The following is a 21,264-nucleotide window of genomic DNA, read 5'->3' on the forward strand; positions in this document are numbered from 1 at the left end:
GCGAGAAGTCCTACGAACGACGTGTTACAGCTCGTCGCCGCGGCTCAGAGCGCGGTGTCGTGCAGCACGATGTGCTCGTCGAGCGGGGCGCGGCCGACGTCGAGGCGGTTCACGGCGGCGTCGGGGTCGGCGGTGCCGAACGAGATGCCGTAGAGCAGCTTGCGGTCGGCGGGCAGGCCGAGGTGATCGCGGACGGTGTCGGCGAAGAGGCCGTGCATGCCCTGGGGTACGCCGTGGTAGCCGCGGGCGGTGAGGGAGAGCAGGAAGTTCTGGGCGTACATGCCGACGTCGTTGGCAGCGCGTACGACATCGCCGAGCTCCGGCACGAAGAGCAGGGCCACGTGGGGCGCACCGTAGAAGCGGAGGTTCTCGGCGACGGCCTTGGTGCGGCCGTTGGCATCCTTGCGGGCGATGCCCAGGGCGCCGTAGAGGACGGCCCCGGTCTGCTGCGACCGCTGGACGTGGACGCTGTCGTCGTCACCGTACGTCGTGGTGAAGTCGGGGCTCATCTGGCCGGCCTCGAACGCCTTGAGCATCGCCTCGCTGAGGCGCTCGCGGGCCTCACCGGAGAAGACGTGGACCTCCCACGGCTGGGTGTTGCTGTGCGACGGGGCGCGCTGGGCGTCCTCGAGCACACCGCGGATGTCGTCGGCGGGGATCGGCTCGGGCAGGAAGGCTCGCGCGGAGCGGCGCGAGCGAATCACGCCCGTGAAGGTGTCGACGGCGGTCGTGGTCACAAGAAGGTCCTCTCAGGTCTGCCGAGGCCGGTGGCCTCGATCCACTCCTGACGCAAGACGGAGGGACTCTCCGGTATTCCCGGGAACGGTGCCGAGGTGGCCCATCACACAGTCCCGGTCCTACCTGGTTCGGGTGATACCCGGGGATCGGACAGAGGCCTTTACCGAGGCGCGACGAAGACTCGAGGTCCGACCTATCCGAGGGGGAAACCCATGATCCGAAAGCTCGTCTGTGCGGTCGCGGCGGGGGTCGCCGCGGCGGCGCTCTGGTCGATGCCGGCCTCGTCTGCACCGTTGCTGCAGCTCTCCGGCGCGATCTTCACCACCGACGTAACCGGCGTGCCCGTCAACCTGAACCACTACGCCGCCAAGCAGGACGTCTATCTCAACGGCGGTCCTGGCATCAACGCGCCTGATGACGCTGCCGGCCTGCCTGCCGGGATCTACGCCTTCCAGGTGACCGATCCCTCCGGCAAGACGCTGCTCTCCACCGATCCCGTCTCCTGCCGCCTGGTCGAGGTCGACGCCAGCGGCCGCTTCGTCAGCGTCGCCCCGAGTGGTGCCTGCGCTCACGCGACCGGCACCGACGCGGAGGACGGCGGCATCACCGTGCAGCTGTTCCCCTACCTCGACACCCCGAACAACGGTGGCGAGTACAAGGTCTGGCTGACGCCGTACGACGCGCTCGACTCCACCGCTCCGGGCAACCGGCACGGTTTCGTCCCGGCCGACAGCAAGACCGACAACTTCAAGGTCAAGGCCCGGGCGATCGTCGAGATCGACACCCGGTTCTCACGTCACGGTGGACCGTTCATCGATGGTCTCGCCGCTGAGTGGACCGACACCCTGGGTGCGCACAACGTGAAGTACTCCGAGTACAACCCGGCGGTCCTCGCGTTCCATGAGGCGCACGTCGAGGCCGCTGAGACGGGTCTGCACAAGATCACCGTGACCGACCAGGTCGGCTGCGAGATCGATGACGTGCACTACGCCGGGCAGACCTTCGTCCCCGACGCGAACGGCTCGGTCACCGTCCCGGTGCAGGTCAAGAAGCACATGAGTGGGGAGCACACCTACTGGGTGGACGTGCACTGCGTGTGAGGCGCTGCGTCTGACCCTCTGATCCGGTCACCGCGATCATCAACCTAGCATTTGCTTGGTAGGCGCTCTAGACTACCGCACATGGCAGTCGAGATCGACTTCAGCGGCAAGGTGGTCGCGGTGACCGGTGGCGCGCGCGGCGTGGGTGCCGGGATCGTCGCGCGGTTCCTGGCCGCGGGAGCGGAGGTCGAGATCTGCGGCCGAAGCGGAGCCCGAGGCGATCAGGGCGGCCGGTCAGCGCCTGAGGAGCTGCCCGTCGTGGACGGTCGCAAGCCGGTGTTCTCCCAGGTGGACGTGCGAGATCCGGACCAGGTCGCGGCGTGGATCGCCGCGATCACCTCGCGGCTCGGACGGCTCGACGTGGTCGTCAACAACGCTGGTGGCGCGCCCTACGCCGACTTCGCGACCGCGTCGCCGCGGTTCCACGAGAAGATCTCGGCGCTCAACTTCCTGGCCACCGCCTACGTCAGCCAGGCGGCGTACGAGGCGTTGAAGGCCTCTCGCGGATCCATCGTCAACATCAGCTCGATCTCGGCACGGCGGCCCAGTCCCGGGACCGCGGTCTACGGGGCCGCGAAGGCGGCCGTCGAGAGCTTGACCGGGTCGATCGCGGTCGAGTGGGCCCCGGACGTACGCGTCAATGCCATCTCCTGCGGGCTCGTCGCCACGCCTGGGTCCGAGGACCACTACGGCAGCCCGGAGCAGCGCGCCGCGGTGGCCGCGACCATCCCCCGCGGCGTCTTCGCGACCCCCGAGGAGGTCGGCGACGCCTGCCTCATGCTCGCCTCCCCGCTCGCCGCGCACATCACCGGCGCCGTCCTCGCCGTCGACGGCGGCGGCGAGTGGCCCGCCTTCCTCCAGCACACCCCCAACTCCTGAGGAGAAACCGTGCCCGAAGCAGTCATCGTCTCGGCAGCCCGCTCACCCATCGGCCGCGCCTTCAAGGGATCGCTGAAGGACCTGCGTCCCGACGTGCTGGCCGAGCAGATCGTACGCAGCGCCCTCTCGTCGGTTCCGGAGCTGGACCCGGCGCAGATCGACGACCTGATGATGGGCTGTGCCCAGCCCGCGGGGGAGCAGGGCTACAACATCGGACGGGTCGTCGGCGTACGTCTGGGACTGGACGCCGTGCCCGGCACCACGGTCCACCGCTACTGCGCATCGTCGCTGCAGACCACCCGGATGGCCTTCCACGCGATCCGCGCGGGCGAGGGGGATGCGTTCGTCTCCGCCGGGGTGGAGTGTGTGTCCCGCTACGAGCGCGGCAAGGCCGACGGGATGCCGGACACCAAGGCCGAGGAGTTCCTCAAGGCAGGCGAGCGCGGTGCCGCACGGGTGGCCGCGGGCGAGGCCTGGACCGACCCTCGCGAGTCCGGCGATCTGCCCGACTACCACCTCGCGATGGGCGAGACCGCAGAGAACGTCGCCGAGATGTACGGCATCACGCGCGCGGCGCAGGACGAGTGGGGCGTACGTTCCCAGAACCGCGCCGAGGCCGCCGCCGCCCGCGGCTTCTGGGAGCGGGACATCACGCCGGTGACGCTGCCGTCCGGCGAGGTCGTCTCCACCGACGACGGGCCGCGAGCCGGGGTCACCCTCGAGAAGGTCGCCGGCCTCAAGCCGGTCTTCCGCGAGAACGGCACCATCACCGCCGGCAACTGCTGCCCGCTGAACGACGGCGCGGCCGCGCTGGTGATCATGAGCGACGTACGCGCCGAGGCTCTCGGGATCAGGCCGCTGGCCCGGATCGTGTCGACCGGAGTCTCCGGGCTCTCGCCCGAGATCATGGGCCTCGGGCCCGTCGAGGCCTCCCGCCAGGCGCTTGCTCGCGCCGGGCTCTCCGCCGCCGACATCGACCTGGTGGAGATGAACGAGGCCTTCGCCGCCCAGGTGCTCCCCAGCATCGCCCAGATCGGCCTCGACCCCGAACGGGTCAACGTCAACGGCGGCGCGATCGCCCTCGGCCACCCCTTCGGCTCCACCGGCGCCCGCCTCACGACCACGCTTCTCCACGGCCTGCAGGAGACCGGCGGCCGCTACGGTCTCGAGACCATGTGTGCCGCCGGCGGCCAGGGCATGGCCATGGTGATCGAGCGCCTGAGCTGATCCCGCCGAATCGGTAGAAATGGCGTGCCGAGAATGTAGTTGTGGGCGACGAAACTCAACTTTCGACGCCCACAACTGCGGACTCGGCGGCTAGACGCTGCGGCGACCCAGGTGGATGACGGCGACGGTGATGCGGCGCTCCTCGACCACGTAGACGATTCGGTAGCGGCCGACGCGGAGGCGGTAGCGGTCCTTGCCCCAGGCGTAGGCGCCGACGTCACGCGGGGTCTCGGTCAGGGTGTCGACGGTGTCGAAGACCTGGATCAGGCCGATGGGGTCGTCGTCGACGTACGCCTCGGCCGACTGCAACGCCTCGTCGGCCCAGACGACTTGGTAGGTCACTCGCCGGCGTGGCGGTCGATGCCGAGGGCGCGGCGGGCCTCGGCATGCGGGGTGTAGCTGACCTCGCCGAGCTCGCGGCGCAGGGAGTAGCGCGCGAGGGCGAGATCGTCCTCGAGATCCTCGATGCGGCGCTCGTGGTCGTTGAGGTAGGCGCGGATGGCCTCGCGGGCGATCTCCTGCTTGGACCGGTTCTCCGTCCTGGCACGGTCGGTCAGCAGCCGGTCGTCGGCCTCGCTGAGTCGCAGAGTCATAGCCATGGACCCACTGTAACCCGAAGTGGTATCACGCGGTATCGTACGTGTGTCCGAACCGTCGAGCTTCACCCTGGGGGACGTCCATATGTCGCTGACCGCGCTCTACCTGCTCGTCGCACTCGGAGCGGGGCTGGTCGCGATGTTCTTCAAACTCCCGCCCCTGGTCGGCTTCCTGGCCGCCGGGTTCGGGCTGCACGCCGCCGGCGTCGGTGAGATGGCAGGGCTGCACACGCTGGCCGATCTCGGCGTCACGCTGCTCCTGTTCGGGATCGGCCTCAAGCTCGACGTGAGATCGCTGCTCCGGCCCGACGTCTGGCTGAGCACCTTCGCCCACCTGGGCTTCAGCGTCATCGTCGGGGTCGGGATGCTGGCCGGCATCGCGCCGCTCGGGTTCGCGCTCCTCGCCGATGCCGACCTGGGCGAGATGGCGCTGATCGCGTTCGTGCTCTCCTTCTCCTCCACCGTCTTCGCGATCAAGGTGCTCGAGGAGCGCCACGACAACAACACCCTCTACGGCCGGATCGCGATCGGTGTGCTGGTCATGCAGGACATCGTCGCGGTGGTGTTCCTGACCATCTCCAAGGGCCACTGGCCCTCCCCTTGGGTGTTCGCGCTGGTGCTGCTCCTCCCGGGTGCCTGGCTCGCCCACCGGATCTGGGACCGGATCACCTCCGCCGAGCTGACCGCGCTCTTCGGCCTGGCGATCGCGCTCGTGCCGGGCTACTGGCTCTTCGAGGCGGTGGGGCTCAAGGGCGACCTCGGAGCGCTGGTGGTCGGCGTACTCCTCGGGTCGCATGCCAAGGCCCCGGCGCTGGCCAAGCTGCTGTTCAGCACCAAGGAGCTCCTGCTCATCGCGTTCTTCCTGAGCATCGGGCTGACCGGGGTGCCCTCGCTCGAGGACCTGGCGCTGGCCACCGTGCTGCAGCTCCTGCTGCCGCTCCAGGCTGTTGCGTACGTCGTGATCTTCGCGATCATGGGGCTGCGCTACCGCACCGCGACGCTGGCCTCGTTCACGCTGACCAACTACTCCGAGTTCGGGCTGATCGTGATCGTCATCGCCTCGGCGAGCGGGCTGGCGTCGGCCCAGTGGCAGACCGTGCTCGCGGTCGCGACCTCACTCTCGTTCCTGGTGGCCGCCGTCTTCAACGCGTACGCCGCGAAGCTCATCAACCTGCTCAACCGAGTGTTGCCGGAGCGGAGGCCCGAGCGGCTCCAGGAGGCGGACCGGCCGATCAACCTCGGTGACGCCAAGGCGCTGGTGGTCGGGATGGGCCGGGTGGGGCGTACGACCTACGAGGAACTGCGCGACGCCCAGGGTTACCACGTCCTGGCGGTCGAGCACGACTCGCTGCGGGCCGACTCGCTCAAGGAGGAGGGCTTCGACGTGGTCGAGGCCGACGCCACCGACCAGGACTTCTGGGAGCGGGTCAAGAAGGGCGCCGGCATGGAGCTGGTCGTCCTCACCATGCCCTTCCACGGCGACAACCTGCTCGCCATGGACCTGCTCCAGAAGCTCGGGTTCACCGGCACCGTCGCCGCCATCGCCCTGCGCCCCGAGGAGCGCGACGAGCTCAAGAAGCGCGGCGCCCACGCCGTCCTGAACCTGTATGCCTCCGCCGGCTCCGACCTCGCCGAGAAGGCGCTCCGGGTGAACCAGGAGCGCCGACTCTCGGCGTGAGTCAGCCCAGCAGGTTGTAGCCCGACAGTGCACCCAGATACGTGCGGGTCACGCCGGTGCCGGTGCTGTTGCGCTCCAGCGCATAGATGTAGCTGCCCGACCGCACGATCAGGTCGCCACCGGAGCCGGCCCGCAGATCGCGTACGCCGAGCACCGCGTCATAGCCGGACAGGTTGATCGACAGGGTCTGCGTGGAGACCAGGCCGCCGGGCCCGTTGCTCTCGTGGACGACGGTGCTGGTGCCGTTGACGAAGAGTACGTCGGGGGTGTTGCCGCTGTTCCAGCGCCCGACGCCGACCAGGCGGGTGCCCGAGGCCGAGGACTTCATGGTGATCGAGGCGCCGACCTTGGTCGAGCCCTTGCCCGGCCACAGCTTGATCGTGCCGTCGGAGGTGCGGCCCATCAGGTCCGGGTAGCCGTCGCCGGTGACGTCGCCGACCGCGTCGATGACGCTGACCGTGCCGAGGCCGGTCGCGATCGTGACGGGGCTGGCGAACTTGCCGGTGCCGTAGCCCCGGTAGATGCGTACGGAACCGTCGGACATCTTCGCCAGGAAGTCGCCCTTGCCGTCGCGGTTCCAGTCGCCGGCGTTCATCAGTGCGGTGGCGCTCGTCAGGGTGATGCCGCTGTCGACCGGCGCGGCCAGGCTGACCAGACCGCTGTTCGGCTTGACGTAGAGCGTCGAGCCGGACTTCATCACCAGGTCCGGGAGGCTGTTGCCGACGAGGTTGACCGCGCCGACGAGGGTGCGGTTGATGTCCGCGTACGGCCCCAACGGCTTGCCGAAGCCCGAGCCGGAGGCCGGATAGATCCAGCCGCGGTTGGACGAGTCTCGGCCGATCAGGTCGCCGCGGCCGTCGCCGGTGAAGTCGCCGTAGCCGCTGATCTGGGCCAGCGAGGACCAGGACGGGCTCTGGGTGGCGAACTTGACCGGCGAGCCGAACGCACCGCTGCCGGATCCCTTGAAGTAGTAGAGCGCCCCGGACTTTCGGCCGATCAGGTCGCGCTTGCCGTCCTTGTTGACATCGCCGGTCGCGGCGAGCTTGTCGAAGCCGCTCAGCGAGCGCGTCGTGCCCGCCCGGCTGAACCCGCCGGCGCCGTTGCCGGTGTATCGGACCAGGAAGCCCTTCGCGTTCTTGCCGACCAGGTCGTTGGCGGACGTACCGCCGATGTTGCCGGTCGCGGTGATCTTGGAGACCCCGTAGAACGTGCTCTTGCCGAGGTTCTTGAAGACCGCCGCGAAGGTGCCGTCGCCGCGTCCCTTGCGGATGCCCGCCGAGCCATCGGTGCGGACCTGGATGAGGTCGGCCTTGCCGTCGCCGGTGATGTCTGGGGTGACGACAGCCTCGCGCACGGTGCTGCCGACCGTCGTGGACGTCCTGGTCGAGTTGAACCCGGCGAACCCGCCCGTACGCAGCGTGAAGATCCGGCCGTCGGAGGCCCGTCGTGCCACGAAGTCGGAGTGGCTCGTGCCGGCGATGTGGGACTCCAGGTCGCGGCCGCTCCAGCTCTTCTGGAGGCTGGCGGCGAGCGTACGGATGGCGGGGAGCTTGGCTTGGAGGTTCGCGCCCGGGCAGATGGTGTTGCCCGCGTCGCGGTGGCCGTTGATCGCGTGCGGGAAGACCGTCTTGGTGCCGTCGGTCTTGGTCAGCGACACGTTGGTGGCGTTGGCGGTGACGCCGTGGAGCGAGAGCTTCCAGGCGTAGAGAGAGCCGTACGCCTGGATCATCGCGTCCGTGGGCTGGTTCTGCGTCGAGCCGGCGTCGTCGAGGCAGCCGGCCGCGACCGTGTCGAAGCAGCCGAGCGCCGAAGCGCCGAAGCTGTCGTAGTTGTAGCCGCTGGTGTGGGCGCCCTCGACCGGCAGCGCGACGCCGCCGTGGCGGCCCTCCCAGATGCGGCCGAACTTGTCGACGAAGAAGTTGTAGCCGACGTCGCGGTAGCCGCGGGTGGTCACGTGGAACTCGTAGATGCCCCGGATGATGCTGGGGACGTCGGTCTCGGTGTAGGCGTTGGTGCCCGCGGTGTGGTGGACGAAACCGCCGTGGATCGCGCGGTAGCTCGGGGCCGTCTGCTCGCGGAGCGTCTCGTCGGCGCCCCACTGAGCCCGGCTGTAGATCGTCGGGCTCGAGGTGTAGGTGGACGCGACCAGGTTGAGGTCGGAGTCCTTGCTGCCCTTGTGGACGCTGGTCGCCCGGGGCTTGTCCTCGTCGGTCTCGATCTCGGGGAGCTCCTCGACCGTGTCCGAAGGTTTGCCCGGCTCGATCACCGCGAGCTCGAGGTCGCCGGGGACCTCGGCGGCGTCAGGGATGATGATCCGGGCTTGCACCTGGTCGACGTGCCCGGCCAGGAACTCGTCGGTGCCTGGGCGGACACCCTTCGCCTCGGCCGTGCCAGCGTCGGGACCGTGGTCCTCGAAGTCGACCACCATCGGGCTCCACGACGACCACACGTCGTCCTTCAGGGTGCGGATCTCGGGGCGTACGTCGTCGGCGATCTCACCGGACCAGGTCACGCCGACGACACCGAAGCCGGTGACGTCCTGTGGCTCGCTCTTGATGACGTTGGTCCGGGGCTTGTCGATCTTCGTCGCGTGCTCGGTCGCCTTGCCGGTCGAGGTGGTCAGCGCGATCTCCTCGACGTGAGACTCCACCGAGCCGGCGGGAAGGGTGGACGGCTCCCTGTTCGCGGCCTCGAACGCGGCCAGCGGGCCGGACGTGGTCGGTTCGGCGGTGGCGGAGTTCAGCGTCAGGGGGATCGCCACTGCGGCCGCGCCGAGAATGAGGGTGGTGCCGGAGATGGACGCGATCTTGGCGCGTCGGGGCATCGAAGGCCTCCGTGGGGGAAGTAAAGAACGGGCTGAGGAAACCTATACCCCCGCGGGGTGGGGTGTCTCACCTATATCGAGTTGTCGCGCAGATCCGTCTTCAGGACCTTGCCGCTGGCGTTGCGCGGAAGGCTGTCGACCAGGACGTACGCCCTCGGCTGCTTGTAGTTGGCGAGGCGGTCCTTGAGCCAGGTCGCGATCGAATCGGCGGTCAGGTCGTCGCGTACGACGACGAAGGCCTTGCCCACCTGGCCGAGGCGGGCGTCGGGGACGCCGATGACCGCGGCCTCGACGATGCCGGGGTGGCCGGCGAGGGTGTTCTCGACCTCGGCCGGATAGACGTTGAAGCCACCGACGGTGAACATGTCCTTGATCCGGTCGGTGATCTTCAGGCAGCCGTGCTCGTCGAGGAAGCCGACGTCGCCGGTGTGGAGCCAGCCCTCCTCGTCGATCGCCTCGGCGGTCGCCTCGGGGTTCTCGAAGTAGCCGAGCATGACGTTGTCGCCGCGGATCCAGACCTCGCCGTCCTCGCCCGGCTCCGCGTCGTCGCCGGCCGCGGTGACGGTGCGGATCTCCAGACCCTCGACCGCCGGCCCGACCACCTTGGCCACGTGCGCGGGATCCTCGCCAGGACGGGTGGTGGTGGCGACCAAGCACTCGGTGAGGCCGTACGCGCCCTTGACCTCGTCGATCCCGAGGGTGTCGCGCATGTCGGCGAAGAGGCTCTCCGGGACGCTCGCGGCGCCGGCGATCGCGAAGCGCAGCGAGGAGAGGTCGTACGCCTTCAGGTCGGGGTGGTTGATGAGCGTGGTGAAGATCGTGGGAGCGCCGGGGAGGACCGTGATCCGCTCGTCCTGGATCAGCTGCAGCGCCTGCGTCGGGTCGTAGGTCGCGATCGGGTAGACCGTCGCGCCCGAGGTGAACGCCGCGATGAATCCCGCCTTGTAGCCGAAGCCGTGGAAGAACGGGTTGACGATGGCGTAGCGGTCCCGCGTGGTGAGCTCGGCGCCGCGCGCCCAGACGTCGGCGACCCCGATCGTCTGCCGCTGGGCGCTCATCACGCCCTTCGGCTTGCCGGTGGTGCCGGAGGTGAACAGCAGGTCGGCGAGGGTGTCGGGGGTGACCGACGCCTTCGCGTCCTCGAGACGCTGATCGGTCGTGTCCTCGCCTCTGGCGAGGAAGTCCTCCCAGTCAGTGGCCGAAGCGGAGCCCGAGGCGGTTTGTCCGGCGAGGTCGACGATGGTGAGCAGGTGCTTCGGGAGCGGGCCGGCGTCGTGGAGCATCTGGACGTAGTCGGTGCCGAGGAAGCCGTTGACGGTGACCAGCGCCGTGGCGCGGGAGCGCTCCAGGATCTCGCGCGCCTCGTGGCCCCGGTAGCGGGTGTTGAGCGGCACCACAGCCGCCCCGATCGTCTGCGCACCGAGAACCGCGACCGGGAACTCCCAGCGGTTGGGCGCCCAGATCGCGACCCGGTCGCCGCTGCGTACGCCGCTGGCCAGGAAGGCACGCGCGGTCCTGTCCGCTGCCTCGGCGAGCTCGGCGTAGGTGAGCGTCGTGGGGCCGTCGACGATCGCCGGGTGGTCGGCGTAGGTCTGCTTGGCCTTCTCGATCAGGGCGGGGATCGTGCGCGGGGTCACCCTCGCAAGCGTAGTTGAGCAACTGCTTGTTTGGTAGGCTTCGTCCATGACTGACACGGGGGTTGCGCCGAGAAGGCGGGGGACGGCGTCGGGGTCGTCGCGGCGGGCCGAGCTGCTCACGCTGGCTGCCGAGATGTTCGCGACCAAGGGCTTCGCCCAGACGACCGTACGCGACATCGCAGACGCCGCCGGGATCCTGTCCGGCTCGCTCTACCACCACTTCCGGTCCAAGGAAGCGATGTTGACCGAGCTGCTGTCGGGGTTCCTCGACGGGCTCAACGCGCGGTTCACCGAGATCGTCGAGAGCGGGGTCGACCCGCAGGCCGACCTGGACGGACTGATCACCGAGTCGTTCCGGACGATCCACAACGAGCGGCTCGCCGTCGCGCTCTACCAGAACGAGGCGTCCTTCCTGGCGACCGTCGAGGGCTTCGAGTTCGTCGCCGAGCGCTCGCGCGACAACGAGGCGCTCTGGATCCGGGTCATCGAGGCCGGTCAGGCCTCGGGAGCCTTCCACGCCTCCCTCGACCCTGCGCTGACCTACCGGTTCATCCGTGACGGCGTCTGGTCCACCGTCTCTTGGTATCGCCCCGGCGGTCGCCACACTCCTGAGACCCTCGCGGAGCAGTATCTGAAGCTGCTCCACGCCGGCATCCTCGCCTGACGCCGAGTCGGCTCGCGGGGGCTTTACGGGACCTCTTTGAAGCGGAGGCCCTTGGGGTCTTCTGCCTCGATGATCTTCATCTCGTCCGGGGTGGGCTCGCGGGTGAGGGGCGCGTCGGTGGCGTCGATCGGGAAACCGGTGGCCTCCTGAAGCTCCTCGGGCGTGACGCCGGGGTGGATCGAGTCGACCTTGATCAGGCCATTCTCGTCGTAGCCGAAGACCGCGAGGTTGGTGACGATGACGCCGAGGTCGTGGAAACGCCCGGCGGCGCCGGTGGCGCGGTCGTTGCCGACGCCGCTGGCGACGTCGACGCGGTCGACGAAGATCCGGGCGGAGTGCTTGGCGACCCAGTAGTCGACACGGTGGTTGACGGTGTTGCCGGGGGCGCCGCGTACGCCGATCAGCTGGCGTTTCGGCTGCCGCCAGTCGCCGATCGAGGAGATGTTCTGGTTGCCGTGGCGGTCGATCTGGCTGGCGCCCATCATCGAGTGCCGGCGGCCGCTGGCGACGATGTCGAAGATGCTGCGGAAAGGCACCCAGGCCTCAGGGGTGCCGCCGGCCGCCGCGGTCTTCAGCAGCGGGGGAGCCTCGGCCATCATGAACGCCTCACCGTCGCTGAGCGCGAGCTCGGGGGTGTGGGTGGCCTTGGCCAGGCGTACGCCGATGGCCGGGACGATTCCGACGGCGTGGGCGAGCACCTCGCCGGAGCCCTTGAAGGCGTCCGAGACGGCGGCTACGCAGATGTCTGCTCGGCTGATCGTTTGCAGGGTCACAGGTAACGCTCCTCGAACTCGGCCCAGTCGCTGTCGGAATCCGACTTGGCTGCGGTGACGTACGTCTTCTGGAACTCTTCGTCGCGGCCGTAGTCGGGCTCGCAGCTGGTGAAGTGGGCGCCACCGGGGGCTTCGACGACGTGGTCGACGAAGATCCGGGGGACCAGGAGCGTCTGCGGCGGGGCCTTGGCGGTCAGGTCGTCGGTGGAGACGATCTGCTCGACCGACATGATCGTGGTGTCGGCGGCCATCGCGAAGAGGTCGTCGAAGTAGGGGTCGGGGCCGAGGTACTGCCCGTTGCCGGCCGCGTCGGCGCGGTTGAGATGGATGAGTGAGACGTCGAGGCGGAGCCCGGGGACGGCGACGTACTCCTCGTCGTCGTAGGGCGACTTCACCGTCTTGAGGTCGGGGTTCATCGCCATCACGTCGCTGCCGAGGCCTGCGCGGATGGGCTGGAACGAGAGCCGGTTGGCGCCCGCCTTGAGACCGGCGACGAACATGCCCTCGTCGTACTCGCTCGTCTCCGGGATCTCGCCCCGCTCGCGGGCGCGGGTGAAGTTCGGGTCGAGCGGGATCGAGTCGAGGCTGACGAAGCCGTAGACCAGCTTGCGGATCTTGCCGGCTCGCGCCAGCAGACCCACGTCGGGGCCACCGAACGCGACCACGGTCAGGTCGGTGATGTCGCTGCGGAGGATCTCCTTGACCAGCGCCATCGGCTTGCGCCGCGAGCCCCAGCCGCCGATGCCGATGGTCATCCCGGACTCGAGCTTGCTGCTGACCTCGGTGAGGGGGAGTGTCTTGTTCACGTGTCTCCTCGGAAGAGCTGGGCGGTGGCGTGGGCGCGCTTGAAGTAGAGGTGGGCGTCGTGCTCCCAGGTGATCGCCACCCCGCCGTGGAGCTGGATCATCTCGGCCGCGACCTGCGAGAACGCATCGGAGCACCAGGTCTTGGCGGCGCGGATCAGGTGGACATCGGGAGTCGACTGAGTCAGCTCCCAGGCCGCCGCCCAGCTCATCGTCCGCGCGGTCTCGACCTGGACCAACAGGTCGGCGCACCGGTGCTTGAGCGCCTGGAACGAGCCGAGAGGACGGCCGAACTGGTGGCGCTCCTTGAGATAGGCGACCGTACGTTCCAGCGCTTCGCGCGCCGCTCCGGCCTGAAGGGCGGTCATCATGGTGGCGCCGACGGTGGTGACGTACGCCGGGTCGACCGTGCCGACGAGGACGCCTGAGGCGTCGTCGGAGGTGACCGTCGCGAACCTCCAGGTCGGGTCCAGGGCCGGGGTCGGAGTGACGGTGGCCGCCGAAGGATCCACCGCATGGAGCTGGTCGCCGCGCAGCACGAGAAGGATCTCTGCGCCGGTCGCGTCGATGACGAGATCGGACCCCGGGGCGGCCACCGCGGCCGTGGCGCCGCCGGCGATCCGCTCCAGCAGCTCACCGGCCCGTGGGACGCCGGCGGCAGTCAGCACCTGGGTCGCCAGCAGCGTGCCGACGAACGGCGACGGCGTGAGCGTGGCGCCGAGCTCCTCGAGGACGAGATGCGCCTCGATGTAGGAGCAGCCGACCCCGCCGTACGCCTCGGGGACCGCCAGCGCGGTCACCCCGATCTGCTCGGTGAGCGTCTGCCACAGGGTGGTGTCGTAGCCCTCGCGCGTGCTGATCGCGGCCCGCAGATCCATCGACGCGGCCCGCTTGGCGATCAGCGTGTGCACGGTCGCGACCAGGTCGGACTGCTCCTCGGTGAGCGCGAACCTCATCGGCTTGCCACCAGCGACTCGAGGATCCGCGCACGATGCTCGGCCGGGGTGCCCCAGGCACTGACCAGCGCGCGCACCTTCAGGATCCACAGGCTCAGGTCGAACTCGCGGGTGTAGCCGATCGCGCCGTGGACCTGGAGCGCGGTGCGCGAGGCGAGGTACGCCGCGTCCCCGGCCGCCACCTTCGCGGCCGAGACCGCCCGGGCCGCCGTGGGCGCCTCCGCGTCGAGCTCGACCGCTGCGTTGTGCACCAGCGGGGCCGCGAAGTCCAGAGCGACGCGTACGTCCGCGAGCAGGTGCTTGACCGCCTGGAACTCGCCGATCGGACGCCCGAACTGCGTCCGCTGCTTCACGTAGGCGACCGAGTCGTCGAGCAGGCGCAGCCCGGCGCCGAGGAGCTGGGCCGAGCAGGCGAGGGCGCCGAGGTCGAGCGCCGTCGCCGCGTCGACCATGGCGATCTCCTCGCCCGGGGTCACGTCGAAGAGCCGTCGGGTCGGGTCGACCGACTTCCGCTCGGCGCCGACAACCGCGTGGCAGAGGGTGGCGGACGGGACTGTGTTGGTTTCGACACCGGCTCGCTGGCGCTCGCCGGGCTCAACCAACGCGTCACTGGTCGAGCCGCCGGAGCCGCTAGGCGGAGGCGTGTCGAGGCCAACACAGTTCTTCAGCGCGTACGTCCGCTCGGCGACGTCGGCGTCGAGAGCCCGCGTAGTGGCAGCCACCGACGCGAGCGCCTCGCCGGAGGCCATCCGCGGGAGGAGGTCCGAGTCGGGAGTGCCCGCAAGGACGCGCGGCGCGACGGCGGCGGACTCGATCCATGGCCCCGGGACGCCGTGATAGCCGAGCCGCTCGAAGGCGACGGTCAGGTCGACCGGGGTGGCCCCCACGCCCCCGTGCTCCTCCGGCACCAGCAGCCCGGTGACACCGAGCTCGGCGAGCCGCTGCCACAGCTTCAGGCCGGAGGAGTGGTCTGCCGCCCAGGCACGGGCGACCGACGGCACGCCTGCGGTGCCAAGCAGATCGTCGAGTGCTTCGGAGAAGGCGTGCTGCTCCGGCGTACGTCCGAACCTCATCGGCCACCCCTCGGCAGGCCGAGCACCCGCTCGGCGACGATGTTGCGCTGGATCTGGTTGGTGCCGGCGTAGATCGGGCCGGACAGCGAGAAGAGGTAGTCGTCGAGCCAGCGTCCTTCGAGCTCGGCGTCGGCGCCGAGCAGCGAGAGTGCGGTCTCGTGCAGCGAGAGGTCGAGGTCGGACCACCACAGCTTGTTGATCGAGCCCTCGGCGCCGACGGAGCCGCCGGCCTCGACGTGGGTGACGGTGCCCCAGGTGTAGAGGCGGTAGGCCTCGGCCCCGATCCAGGCGTCGACGACCTGGTCACGCAGATGCGGCTGCGGGTCGGACGCCCACAGGTCCGTCAGCCGCTCCGCCGCGGCACAGAACCGCCCCGGCGAACGCAGCGACAGACCCCGTTCGTTGCCCGCGGTCGACATCGCGACCTTCCAGCCGTCGCCGACCCCGCCGAGGACGTCCTCATCGGGCACGAAGACGTCGTCGAAGAAGATCTCCGCGAAACCGGGAGTGCCGTCGAGCTGGTCGATCGGACGGACCGTGACGCCGTCGGCGTCGAGCGGAAAGAGGAAGTACGTCAGGCCACGGTGCCGCTCGGCGGAAGGATCCGAACGGAAGAGGCCGAAGCCGCGGTCGGCGAAGGGCGCACGGCTGCTCCAGGTCTTCTGGCCGTTGAGCCTCCAGCCGCCCTCGACCCGCGTCGCGGTCGCCCGGAGCGAGGCCAGGTCGGACCCCGCCTCCGGCTCTGACCAGGCCTGGGCCCAGACGAGCGTGCCGTCGGTCATGTCGCGCAGGTAGCGCTCCTTCTGCTCCTCGGTCCCGTGGCCGAAGATGATCGGTGCGAGCAGCGAGATGCCGTTCTGGCTGATCCTCGTCGGGGCGCCGGCGAGGTAGTACTCCTCCTCGAAGACGACCCACTCGGTCAGTGACGCGTCCCGGCCGCCGTAGATCTCCGTCCAGGCGACCACCGACCAACGACCGGAGGCGAGGGTGCGCTCCCACTCCCGGTGCGCCGCGGCGCCCTCAGCGGTGTCCATCGACGGCAGCCGGCCGGGGTTGTTGGCAGCCAGCCACTCGCGTGCCTCGAGCCGGAAGCCCTCCTCGGCCTCGGTGAACTCCAGCAAGCTCATGACTTCATCGACCTCGCGTTCATCCCGGCGAGCGAGTCCTTGCCGACCTCGGCGTTGTGGGCGTGAGCGGCGTGGTGGAGGCCGAAGACCGAGTCCATCCCGGCGCGCATCCCCATCAGGTCCTCGGCCTGGTTGACCGCCTTCTTCGCCAGCGCCAGCCCCAGGCGCGGCATCTCGGCGATCCGCCCCGCGAGGGCGAGCGTCTCGGTCTCGAGGTCGTCGCGGCGTACGACATGGTTGACCATGCCCCAGCGCTCGGCCTGCTCGGCGGAGAAGCGGTCGCCGGTGAAGAGCATCTCCTTGGCAGCGCGCGGGTTGGTGACCCATGGGTGGGCGAAGTACTCGACCCCGGGGATGCCCATCTTGACCACCGGGTCGGAGAAGAAGGCGTCGTCGGAGGCGACGATGAAGTCGCAGGACCAGGCCAGCATCAGGCCGCCGGCGATGCAGGCGCCCTGCACCATCGCGATCATCGGCTTCGGCAGCTCGCGCCAGCGGCGGCACATGCCGAGGTAGACCTCGGACTCGCGCGCGAAGCGAGAGTCGACGCCCTCCTTGCCGACGTGGTCCCACCACATCACGGCCTTGCGCTCGAAGCTCTCGTCGATGTCGCGGCCCGGCGTGCCGATGTCGTGGCCGGCGCAGAAGTGCTTGCCGTTGCCGCCGAGGACGATCACCTTGACCTCGTCATCGTTGGTCGCTCGGGTGAACGCCTCGTCGAGCGCGTAGGTCACCTTCGAGTTCTGGGCGTTGCGGTATTCGGGGCGGTTCAGCCGCACCACCGCGACGGGTCCGTGGGTCTCGTACGTCACGACACTGGTCTCGGTTGGAGTGGCGCTCATGCCGCAGACGCTACCAAACAAGTGCTTGGTTTGGTAGGTTGTCCGGTATGGACCTGACCTACTCCGCCGAGGACGAGGCGTTCCGTGCCGAGGTGCGCGAGTGGCTGGCCGACCATCTGGTCGGCGAGTGGGCCGCGCTGCGCGGCACCGGTGGGAACGGCCGCGACCACGAGTCGTACGAGGGGCGGCTGGCGTGGAACCGCTACCTGGCCGAGCACGGCTGGACCTGCCTGGGCTGGCCCGAGGAGCACGGCGGGCGCGGCCTGCCGCTGTTCCAGCAGGTGATCTTCCACGAGGAGTACGCGCGGGCCGACGCCCCGGTCCGGATCAACCATCTCGGCGAGGAGCTGCTCGGCCCCACCTTGATCGCCCACGGAACCGACGCTCAGAAGGAGCGGTTCCTGCCGAAGATCGTGGCGGTGGAGGAGCTGTGGTGCCAGGGCTACTCCGAGCCCGGCGCCGGGTCCGACCTGGCGGGGGTGCGCACGCGCGCGCGGCTGGACGGCTCCCAATGGGTGGTGGACGGGCAGAAGGTCTGGACGTCGAACGCCCACCTGTCCGACTGGTGCTTCGTGGTGTGCCGGACCGAACCGGGCTCGTCGCGGCATCACGGCCTGTCCTATCTGCTGGTGCCGATGGCGCAGCCCGGTGTCGACGTACGTCCGATCGAGCAGCTCACCGGCACCTCGGAGTTCAACGAGGTCTTCTTCGACGGCGCCGTCACCTCGGCCGACTTGGTCGTGGGCGAGCCCGGCGACGGCTGGAAGGTCGCGATGGCGACCCTCGGGTTCGAGCGCGGGGTCTCCACGATCGGTCAGCAGGTCGGGTTCGCGCGTGAGTTGGAGACGGTCGAGGACGCAGCCCGGGCCAACGGCACCATCGACGACCCCGGCATCGCCTCGCGACTCAGCCAGGCCCACGTCGGGCTGGAGGTGCTCCGGCTGCACGCGCTGCGGACCCTCTCTGCGTACGACTCCGGCTCCTCGGGCCCCGAGGCGAGCGTCTCCAAGCTGCTCTGGGCGCGGTGGCACCGCGAGCTCGGCGAGCTGGCGATGGACGTCGTCGGGCTCGCCGGGTTGACCACCGGGGAGGGCTACGCGCTCGACCGGCTGCAGTCGCTCTACCTCTTCTCCCGCGCCGACACGATCTACGGCGGTTCGGACGAGATCCAACGGAACATCATCGCCGAGCGCGTGCTCGGCCTGCCACGAGAGGCCCGTGCATGAAGGCGGAACAGCAAGCCCCCACGTACGTCCCCGGCCACGCGCTCCTGGAGGGACGGGTCGTCGTCGTGACGGCTGCCGCCGGTGCGGGGATCGGTGCGGCGGTGGTGCGGAAGGTGCTCGAGGAGGGCGCGAAGGCGGTCGTCGTCTCCGACACCCACGAGCGCCGGCTCAAGGAGTCGCGTGACGCTCTCGCCGAGGAGTTCGGGGAGGACCGGATCACGGCCGTGACCTGCGATGTCACGCAGGAGGACCAGGTCCAGGCGTTGCTCGACGCCGCGGAGCCGTACGGCGGTGTCGACGTCATGATCAACAACGCCGGCCTCGGTGGGACCGCCTCGGTGCTGGAGATGACCGACGAGCAGTGGTCTCGCGTTCTCGACATCACCCTGACCGGGACGTTCCGATGCGTCCGAGCGGTCGGGCAGCGGTTCGTGGCCGCCGGGAAGCGCGGCGTCATCGTCAACAACGCCTCCGTGATCGGCTGGCGTGCCCAGGAGGGGCAGGCGCACTACGCCGCGGCCAAGGCCGGGGTGATGGCGCTGACCCGCTCCGCCGCGGCCGACCTCGCGCCGCACGGGATCCGGGTCAACGCGGTCTCGCCGTCCCTGGCGATGCACCCGTTCCTCGAGAAGGTCACCTCGCCCGAGCTCCTGGTGGAGCTCAAGGGCCGCGAGGCGTTCGGCCGAGCCGCCGAGCCGTGGGAGGTCGCCAACGTGATGGTCTTCCTGGCCAGCGACTACTCGTCCTACATGACCGGCGAGGTCGTCTCCGTCTCCAGCCAGCACGCCTGATCGAGAGGGTCACCAGATGTCTGAGGCATTCATCATCGACGCGGTTCGTACGCCTGTCGGCAAGCGCGGGGGCGCACTGGCCGAGGTCCACCCGGCCGACCTCGGCGCCCACTCGCTCGCCGCGCTCGTCGACCGCACCGGGATCGACCCGGGAGCCGTCGACGACGTGATCATGGGCTGCTGCGACACCATCGGCGGGCAGGCCGGCGACGTCGCGCGGACCGCGTGGCTGGTGGCCGGGCTGCCCGACCACGTACCCGGCGTGACCATCGACCGGCAGTGCGGCTCCTCGCAGCAGGCGGTGCACTTCGCGGCTCAGGGCGTGATGTCGGGGACGCAGGACCTGGTCGTCGCGGGTGGGCTCCAGAACATGTCCGCGATCCCGATCTCGGCGGCGATGCTGGTGGGGCAGCAGTACGGGTTCACCACCCCGTTCGCCGAGTCGCCCGGCTGGGTGAAGCGCTACGGCGACCAGGAGGTCTCCCAGTTCCGGTCCGCCGAGATGATCGCGGAGAAGTGGGACATCTCGCGGGAGGACATGGAGGCGTACGCGCTCGCCTCGCACCAGCGCGCCAAGGCCGCGATCGCCGAGGGGCGATTCGACCGGGAGATCGTGCCGGTCGGCGACTTCGCCGTCGACCAGTGCCCGCGGGAGACCTCGCTCGAGAAGATGGCCTCCCTCGAGCCGCTCGCTCCCGGCGGACGGATCACCGCGGCTGTCGCCTCGCAGATCTGCGACGCGTCGTCGGCGCTGCTGGTGGCCTCGGCCGCGGCCGCACGCACATTCGGCCTCACCCCCCGCGCCCGGATCCACCACCTCTCGGTCCGCGGCGACGACCCGGTATGGATGCTCACCGGCCCGATCGAAGCCACCCGTCACGCCCTGGCCAAGACCGGTCTGACGGTCGACGACATCGACCTGTTCGAGTGCAACGAGGCCTTCGCGAGCGTCGTCCTGGCCTGGATGAAGGAGCTCGACGTCCCGCATTCGAAGGTGAACGTCAACGGCGGCGGCATCGCCCTCGGTCACCCCATCGGGGCCACCGGCACCCGGCTGATGACCACTCTCCTCAACGAGCTCGAGCGCACCGGCGGCCGCTACGGCCTCCAGGCCATGTGTGAGGGCGGCGGTCAGGCCAACGTCACCATCATCGAGCGGCTGTGAGCAAAGCGCGCTTCTCGTGTCGTTTCTCGGCGCGTGCGGCGGCGGGGGAGCCAGGGGTGGGGAACCAGCGGTGGATGACGGCGGCCTGGCCTGCGGTCCACAGGCCGCTGATGACCCAGTAGACCAGCAGGGCGAGGGGGACGCTGCTGCCGGCGAGGAGCATGCCGCCGGCTGAGATGACGGGCATGAGCTCCTGCATCCGCACCATCGACTCGGGCAGGTCGGCGCGCACCATGTTGGGCAGGACCCACAGCCGCTGGCTGAGGTAGCTGACCGCCGCGGCGGTCGCGGCGAGGCCGAGGGTGATGACCAGGTGGGTCGTGTCTCCGGAGAGGTAGCCATGGCCGGTGAGCGGGGTGCCCAGGAAGGTCGCCGCTCCGAGTGAGCTGACCAGCGAGTCGTTCATCGCGCCGACCGCGTTGTTCCGGCTGACGTCGGAGAGGAGGTGGTAGAGCGCCAGGAAGATCGGCAGCTGGGCGAAGGCGGCGAGCATGGCGAAGCGGGGTACGCCGTGCTCCTCGTTGATCTTGCGCCGCTCCTCCATCATCGCCATCACATCGGCCTGGCTCGGGCTCTTGGACGAGTTCTTCTTGGCGTACTTCTTGGTCAGCGCCTGCAGCTGCGGGCGGGCTCGGGCGGCGGCGTGGGAGTGGCGTACGCCGCGGATCGTGAGCGGCAGGAGGACGAGCCGGACCAGCACCACGACGGCGGCGATGGCCAGCAGCCAGCTGACGTTGGGGCCGACGAAGGAGAGGACGTGGTGGGCGCCGGCGAGGACGGCGGCGAGGGCGTGCGACAACGGGGCGAGAACGGACATGGGTGTGCTCCTGAGGTGTGTGGGTAGGCCTGACGGGCTCGCCGGTGGGCGAGCGGTCAGACCTGCTCAGGAGCGCGGGGGCGGCGCGGGGAGCACACCGGGTCGGTGACCCGGGCAGCGAGATGGTGAGGTCCGTCGGATACGTCCGGAGGGACCGTCGAACGTGCCCTGACCAGGGCGAACGCGCTGACGTTGTGGAGCGCTCCGACGGCCACGGCCGCGAGCGCGGTCGAGACGGCGATGGTGAGCAGCGCCTGCTCGGGATCGACGCTCATCAGCGCCGGGAGCATCAGCGTGAAAAGTGCGACGAGCGCGATGCGTACGCGGCTCGTCTCGTTCTTCACGACT

The 21,264-nt window shown here is 69.7% G+C and carries 21 protein-coding genes; 8 read left to right on the forward strand and 13 right to left on the reverse strand.

Annotated elements, in window-relative coordinates:
- Window positions 1-44 precede the first annotated feature (44 nt).
- The gene (locus tag OH802_RS05250) at window positions 45-737 is read right to left on the reverse strand and encodes a nitroreductase (RefSeq protein WP_406025756.1); all 693 of its coding nucleotides are present in this window, start codon (window positions 735-737) and stop codon (window positions 45-47) included.
- Window positions 738-950: 213 nt separating this feature from the next.
- Between OH802_RS05250 and OH802_RS05255 the strand changes: the two genes are divergently transcribed.
- From OH802_RS05255 to OH802_RS05265, 3 genes are all read left to right on the forward strand, one after another.
- Entirely contained in the window at window positions 951-1,838 is an 888-nt protein-coding gene (locus OH802_RS05255) for a hypothetical protein (RefSeq protein ID WP_406025758.1), read from the forward strand.
- A gap of 81 nt (window positions 1,839-1,919) precedes the next feature.
- Window positions 1,920-2,717 carry an SDR family oxidoreductase gene (locus OH802_RS05260; protein WP_406025760.1) on the forward strand — a complete coding sequence of 266 codons (798 nt, stop codon included), beginning with the start codon at window positions 1,920-1,922 and terminating at the stop codon, window positions 2,715-2,717.
- A 9-nt stretch (window positions 2,718-2,726) separates the two neighbouring features.
- Window positions 2,727-3,944, forward strand: coding sequence for an acetyl-CoA C-acetyltransferase (locus OH802_RS05265; RefSeq protein ID WP_406025762.1), 1,218 nt, complete (start codon window positions 2,727-2,729; stop codon window positions 3,942-3,944).
- A 90-nt stretch (window positions 3,945-4,034) separates the two neighbouring features.
- On the opposite strand, the gene OH802_RS05270 is transcribed toward OH802_RS05265, so the two are convergent.
- Together OH802_RS05270 and OH802_RS05275 are read right to left on the reverse strand one after the other, a co-directional pair.
- A complete protein-coding gene (locus tag OH802_RS05270) occupies window positions 4,035-4,286 on the reverse strand; it encodes a type II toxin-antitoxin system RelE/ParE family toxin (RefSeq protein ID WP_160026251.1) in 252 nt (83 codons plus the stop codon).
- The gene (locus OH802_RS05275) at window positions 4,283-4,543 is read right to left on the reverse strand and encodes a ribbon-helix-helix protein, CopG family (protein ID WP_406025765.1); all 261 of its coding nucleotides are present in this window, start codon (window positions 4,541-4,543) and stop codon (window positions 4,283-4,285) included. Before OH802_RS05275 ends, OH802_RS05270 begins: the two co-directional genes overlap by 4 nt.
- 43 nt (window positions 4,544-4,586) lie before the next feature.
- On the opposite strand from OH802_RS05275, the gene OH802_RS05280 reads away from it, so the two are divergent.
- Window positions 4,587-6,218 carry a cation:proton antiporter gene (locus tag OH802_RS05280; protein WP_406025767.1) on the forward strand — a complete coding sequence of 544 codons (1,632 nt, stop codon included), beginning with the start codon at window positions 4,587-4,589 and terminating at the stop codon, window positions 6,216-6,218.
- Between the two features lies 1 nt (window position 6,219).
- Here the strand turns inward: OH802_RS05280 and OH802_RS05285 are convergent, their stop codons facing one another.
- On the reverse strand, window positions 6,220-9,042 hold the full coding sequence (locus tag OH802_RS05285) for an FG-GAP-like repeat-containing protein (protein ID WP_406025769.1): 2,823 nt from the start codon (window positions 9,040-9,042) through the stop codon (window positions 6,220-6,222).
- A gap of 71 nt (window positions 9,043-9,113) precedes the next feature.
- Complete coding sequence (locus OH802_RS05290; RefSeq protein WP_406025771.1) at window positions 9,114-10,679, reverse strand: FadD3 family acyl-CoA ligase; 1,566 nt, start codon at window positions 10,677-10,679, stop codon at window positions 9,114-9,116.
- Window positions 10,680-10,725: 46 nt separating this feature from the next.
- Here OH802_RS05290 and OH802_RS05295 point away from each other — a divergent pair, with 46 nt between their 5' ends.
- A complete protein-coding gene (locus OH802_RS05295) occupies window positions 10,726-11,343 on the forward strand; it encodes a TetR/AcrR family transcriptional regulator (protein WP_350660357.1) in 618 nt (205 codons plus the stop codon).
- Window positions 11,344-11,366: 23 nt separating this feature from the next.
- Here OH802_RS05295 and OH802_RS05300 read toward each other — a convergent pair whose 3' ends face one another.
- From OH802_RS05300 to OH802_RS05325, 6 genes are read right to left on the reverse strand one after another with little or no spacing between them, the layout of a single operon-like run.
- The gene (locus OH802_RS05300; protein WP_406025774.1) at window positions 11,367-12,116 is read right to left on the reverse strand and encodes a CoA-transferase subunit beta; all 750 of its coding nucleotides are present in this window, start codon (window positions 12,114-12,116) and stop codon (window positions 11,367-11,369) included.
- On the reverse strand, window positions 12,113-12,922 hold the full coding sequence (locus OH802_RS05305) for a CoA transferase subunit A (protein WP_406025776.1): 810 nt from the start codon (window positions 12,920-12,922) through the stop codon (window positions 12,113-12,115). The genes OH802_RS05300 and OH802_RS05305 overlap by 4 nt, the downstream gene beginning before the upstream one ends.
- Window positions 12,919-13,875, reverse strand: a complete 957-nt coding sequence (locus tag OH802_RS05310; RefSeq protein ID WP_406025778.1) for an acyl-CoA dehydrogenase family protein — start codon at window positions 13,873-13,875, stop codon at window positions 12,919-12,921. The genes OH802_RS05305 and OH802_RS05310 overlap by 4 nt, the downstream gene beginning before the upstream one ends.
- Window positions 13,872-14,948 (reverse strand): acyl-CoA dehydrogenase family protein, encoded by a 1,077-nt coding sequence (locus OH802_RS05315; RefSeq protein ID WP_406025780.1) that lies wholly within the window; start codon window positions 14,946-14,948, stop codon window positions 13,872-13,874. Before OH802_RS05315 ends, OH802_RS05310 begins: the two co-directional genes overlap by 4 nt.
- Window positions 14,945-16,075 carry an acyl-CoA dehydrogenase family protein gene (locus OH802_RS05320; RefSeq protein WP_406025782.1) on the reverse strand — a complete coding sequence of 377 codons (1,131 nt, stop codon included), beginning with the start codon at window positions 16,073-16,075 and terminating at the stop codon, window positions 14,945-14,947. Before OH802_RS05320 ends, OH802_RS05315 begins: the two co-directional genes overlap by 4 nt.
- On the reverse strand, window positions 16,072-16,917 hold the full coding sequence (locus OH802_RS05325) for an enoyl-CoA hydratase (protein WP_406025784.1): 846 nt from the start codon (window positions 16,915-16,917) through the stop codon (window positions 16,072-16,074). Before OH802_RS05325 ends, OH802_RS05320 begins: the two co-directional genes overlap by 4 nt.
- A gap of 47 nt (window positions 16,918-16,964) precedes the next feature.
- On the opposite strand from OH802_RS05325, the gene OH802_RS05330 reads away from it, so the two are divergent.
- From OH802_RS05330 to OH802_RS05340, 3 genes are read left to right on the forward strand one after another with little or no spacing between them, the layout of a single operon-like run.
- Entirely contained in the window at window positions 16,965-18,143 is a 1,179-nt protein-coding gene (locus tag OH802_RS05330) for an acyl-CoA dehydrogenase family protein (RefSeq protein ID WP_406025786.1), read from the forward strand.
- Window positions 18,140-18,934 (forward strand): SDR family oxidoreductase, encoded by a 795-nt coding sequence (locus OH802_RS05335; protein WP_406025789.1) that lies wholly within the window; start codon window positions 18,140-18,142, stop codon window positions 18,932-18,934. Before OH802_RS05330 ends, OH802_RS05335 begins: the two co-directional genes overlap by 4 nt.
- A 16-nt stretch (window positions 18,935-18,950) precedes the next feature.
- The gene (locus OH802_RS05340) at window positions 18,951-20,099 is read left to right on the forward strand and encodes an acetyl-CoA C-acetyltransferase (RefSeq protein WP_406025791.1); all 1,149 of its coding nucleotides are present in this window, start codon (window positions 18,951-18,953) and stop codon (window positions 20,097-20,099) included.
- Here OH802_RS05340 and yidC read toward each other — a convergent pair.
- On the reverse strand, window positions 20,083-20,916 hold the full coding sequence (yidC, locus tag OH802_RS05345) for a membrane protein insertase YidC (RefSeq protein WP_406025793.1): 834 nt from the start codon (window positions 20,914-20,916) through the stop codon (window positions 20,083-20,085). The genes OH802_RS05340 and yidC overlap by 17 nt on opposite strands.
- A gap of 56 nt (window positions 20,917-20,972) precedes the next feature.
- Entirely contained in the window at window positions 20,973-21,260 is a 288-nt protein-coding gene (locus tag OH802_RS05350; protein ID WP_406025795.1) for a hypothetical protein, read from the reverse strand.
- Window positions 21,261-21,264 lie beyond the last annotated feature (4 nt).

Source organism: Nocardioides sp. NBC_00850 (genome assembly GCF_045207335.1).
Lineage (GTDB): Bacteria > Actinomycetota > Actinomycetes > Propionibacteriales > Nocardioidaceae > Nocardioides.